Annotated in this window: 3 protein-coding genes; all 3 read right to left on the minus strand. The window is 67.8% G+C overall.

Annotated elements, in window-relative coordinates; all coding sequences use genetic code 11:
* Positions 1-5: 5 nt before the first annotated feature.
* The 3 genes from EV192_RS10925 to EV192_RS10935 all read right to left on the minus strand — a co-directional run bounded on the left by EV192_RS10925 (position 6) and on the right by EV192_RS10935 (position 3,185).
* Positions 6-1,667, minus strand: coding sequence for an ABC transporter substrate-binding protein (locus tag EV192_RS10925; protein ID WP_165960334.1), 1,662 nt, complete (start codon positions 1,665-1,667; stop codon positions 6-8).
* A 299-nt stretch (positions 1,668-1,966) separates the two neighbouring features.
* A complete protein-coding gene (locus EV192_RS10930) occupies positions 1,967-2,761 on the minus strand; it encodes an SDR family NAD(P)-dependent oxidoreductase (protein ID WP_132114008.1) in 795 nt (264 codons plus the stop codon).
* Positions 2,762-2,768: 7 nt separating this feature from the next.
* On the minus strand, positions 2,769-3,185 hold the full coding sequence (locus EV192_RS10935; RefSeq protein WP_132114010.1) for a nuclear transport factor 2 family protein: 417 nt from the start codon (positions 3,183-3,185) through the stop codon (positions 2,769-2,771).
* Positions 3,186-3,365 lie beyond the last annotated feature (180 nt).

A 3,365-nucleotide genomic window follows, 5' to 3' on the forward strand; every position in this document is an offset into this window, starting at 1 on the left:
GGCTCTCACGTCCCGTCCAGCGACACGTCATAGAACAGCGGGTACCCCGCCGCCTCGAACGTCAGGCCGCGCACCCGTTTGGCGGCGCCGACCAGCGACTCCGGCACGTACAGCGGCATCACCATGGCGTGGTCGACCAGATAGTGCTGGACCTGGGTGTACCGGTCCTTGCGGACCGCCGGGTCGCTGCTGCGGACCGCCTCGGTGAGCCACTTGTCCAGCTGCGGGTCCTTCAGCTCGAAGACGTTGAACCCGCCCTTGTCGGACGTCTGGTCGGCGGCGAACAGGGTGCGGAGAATGTCCGGGTCGGCCCGGACCGTGGCCTGGTCCCAGACGTGCGTGTTGCCGGAGTGCAGGTCGGCCCGGTACGTGGCGGCGTCCTCGCCGATCCGCTGCAGGTCGATGCCGACCTGCTTGGCCTGGTCCTGGATGCCCTGGCCGAGGACGTCGCGCTGCTCGCGCAGGAACTGGGTCAGGTACGGCCAGCGCACGGTCAACCGCTTGCCGTCCTTGGTGCGGAAGCCGTCCGCGTCCTTGGTCGTCCAGCCGGCGTCGTCGAGCAGCTTGTTCGCCATCGCCGGGTCGTACGGCCACGACTGCTCCAGCGCCTTGTCGTAGTCCAGGGTGGGCGGGTTGAGCAGGTTCCACGCCCGCGGGTACTGGTCGAAGTAGATGGACTTGACCAGGGCGTCGACGTCGACCGACCGCAGTAGTGCCTTGCGGACGCGTTCGTCGGTCATCGGCGCGCTCGTGGTGTTGAAGTACAGCGCGTAGCCGACACCCGGCGGTTGGGTCCGATAGACCTGCAGGTCGGCCGACGATTCGATGCTCTTGACCTTGGTGGGCAGCACGTTCGCGATCACGTCGGCCTGGTGGCTGGTGAGCGCGCCGGCGCGGACGGCGTTCTCCTTGATGAAGCTGATGGTGAGGCCGTCGAGGTATGCGGCGCCGTTGTGGGCGGAGGCCGCGGACGCCCAGTTGTACGCCGGGTACTTCGACATCGTGATCGACTGGCCCTGGGCCCACTTGTCGAACTTGAACGGCCCGGACCCGACCGGCCGCTGGCACGGACCGTCGCCGCCGGCCTGCAGCGACTTCGCCGACTGGATGCCCATGTAGGCGGTGCTGACCGCCTGGAGGAACGGTGCGCTCGGCGCGGCGAGAGTCATTTCGACGGTGTTGTCGTCAATGACTCTTGATCCGGCATATGGACGAATCAGGCTGGCCGCGTACTGCGATTTCGTCTTCGGGTCGACCGCGTGATCGAAGGTCGCCTTCACCGCTTCGGCGGTGAGCTTCGTGCCGTCCTGAAAGACGACGTCGGCGCGCAGGTGGAATGTGTACCTGGTGCCGTCCGATGACACCTCCCAGCTGGTCGCCAGCCAGGGGTGGAACGTGCCGTCCGGAGCCATGTTCACCAGCGAGTCGAAAATGTTCCGGTCGATGAGCGCGTTCACGTCGAGGCCGCTGACCTGCGGATCAAGACAACCGGGCTCGGTGTCGGTGGCGAAGGTGAGGGTTCCGCCGGCCGCGGGCTGCCTCGGGGCCGCGTCGGAACTGCAGCCGGTGGCGCCGGCCAGGACGGCACTGAACAGGATCAGAACCTGTCTTCCCCGATAGCGGTGCGCGTGTGCCGGACGATTCTGAGCACGCGGGGGCCGTGTCACTTTGTTCTCCTTGGCACCAGGGGACTGGGGGCACGCGGAGATGGTAACGCAGCCACTAAAGCAGAAAACGATTAGCGGTTCGCCACCGGTGTCACCATCCATTCCCAGCGTATATCCCTACTCTATTGGCAGCTGCCAATCACTCAGCCGATTGGCAGCTACCAATAGACCCCTCCCCTGCGGAACCCAGACCCCCATCACGAGGTTCCGCTGTACCACCCAACTAATGTCTCACAGCGCGACCTGCGGAAACATTAGGGAAACTACTTACGCGGCGGGTACGTACGGGGTCAGCGGTGTCAGTCCATGGTCCGGCCGCCGTCGACGCCGACGAACGCACCGGTGACATGCCTGGTCAGGTCGGCCGCGAACGCCACGACCGCGGCACCCACGTCGGCCGCGGTGCCGACCTGACCCAGCGGGGTGGTCTTGGCGATCTCGGTGATCATCATCGGCTGCCACGGGCCGGCGTTCGCGTCGGTCGGGATCATGCCCGGCGCCACCGTGTTGACCCGGACCCGGTCCGGGCCCAGTTCGCTGGCCAGCGACCTGGCCAGCGCCTCCTGCGCGGCCTTGGCCACGGCGATCTCGGCGATGCCCTTCTCCGGGCGGCCGCCGCGCGTCCCGGCCGCGCCGATCAGCACGACGCTGCCGCCGCCGCGCCGCCGCATCCCGGGCAGGACCTCCCGGCACGGGTACAGCGTCGCGGCCAGTTGCGCGGCCGTGCGGTGCAGGATCTCGGCCGCGCAGTCCATCGCCATGGTCCGGCCGGACATGAACCGCTCGACGGCGTCGTCGATCTCGCCGACCGTGTTGCACACCAGGACGTCGATGTCGCCCAACGCCTCGGTCGCGGTCCGGACCATCGCCGCGACCTGGTCCGCGTCGGTCGCGTCGGCCTGGACGGCGAGCGCCCGTGAGCCGGCCGCCTCGATGCCCGCCACCACGCCCGCTGCCGCGTCGGCGTTGGTGTGGTAGTTGACCACCACGTCCGCGCCCTGCTGTCCTAACGCGAGCGCGATCCCGGCGCCGATCCCCCGGCTGCCGCCGGTCACCAACGCCACCCGGCCGGTCAGCAAACCCCTGTCGTCCATCGCTCCCCTAATCCTGCTCGATGAGTTGTTCCTGGTAGTGGCGGTAGAGCACGATCTGGCCGGCGCGCACGCGCAGGACTTCGCAGTACTTCGTCCGGTACGGCTTGCCGCTGCCCTTCACCGAGCCGTGGCCGTCCAGCTCGGCGATGATCACCTCGGGGTCGGTGGTCTCGTGGACGACCACGTTCTCGATCGCTTCGAGCTGCAGCCGGCTGTTCTCCTGCCCCATGATCAGGAACTGGCGGATCTGCTCCCGGCCCTCGAACCGGCGTGGCACGCCCGGCGGGTTGAACGGGCAGTCCAGCACCCCGTCCTCGGCCCACATGTCGGCGAATCCGTTCATGTCGATGGCCAGCATCCGCCCGAACGCGCGGTCCAGCACCTCGCGCGGTGTGGGTACCGTGTCCTGGGCCTGTGCACTCATCGCTGTAACACCTCCGTCGGGATCTCGATCAATCCTCCCGACCAGGCGTACCTAGCTTCGCTAATGGCGTTCTTAAGTCCCGTTAAGCACTCCCCAGCCCGCCGTTAGACCGGCTTTAGCCACGGCTTAGCAGCCGTGCGGACGATCGGGCACGACGGCAGCGGCTGGAGGGGGACCGCC

Origin of the sequence: Actinocrispum wychmicini, assembly GCF_004345645.1 — a bacterium.
In the GTDB taxonomy this organism is placed as follows: Bacteria; Actinomycetota; Actinomycetes; order Mycobacteriales; family Pseudonocardiaceae; genus Kibdelosporangium; species Kibdelosporangium wychmicini.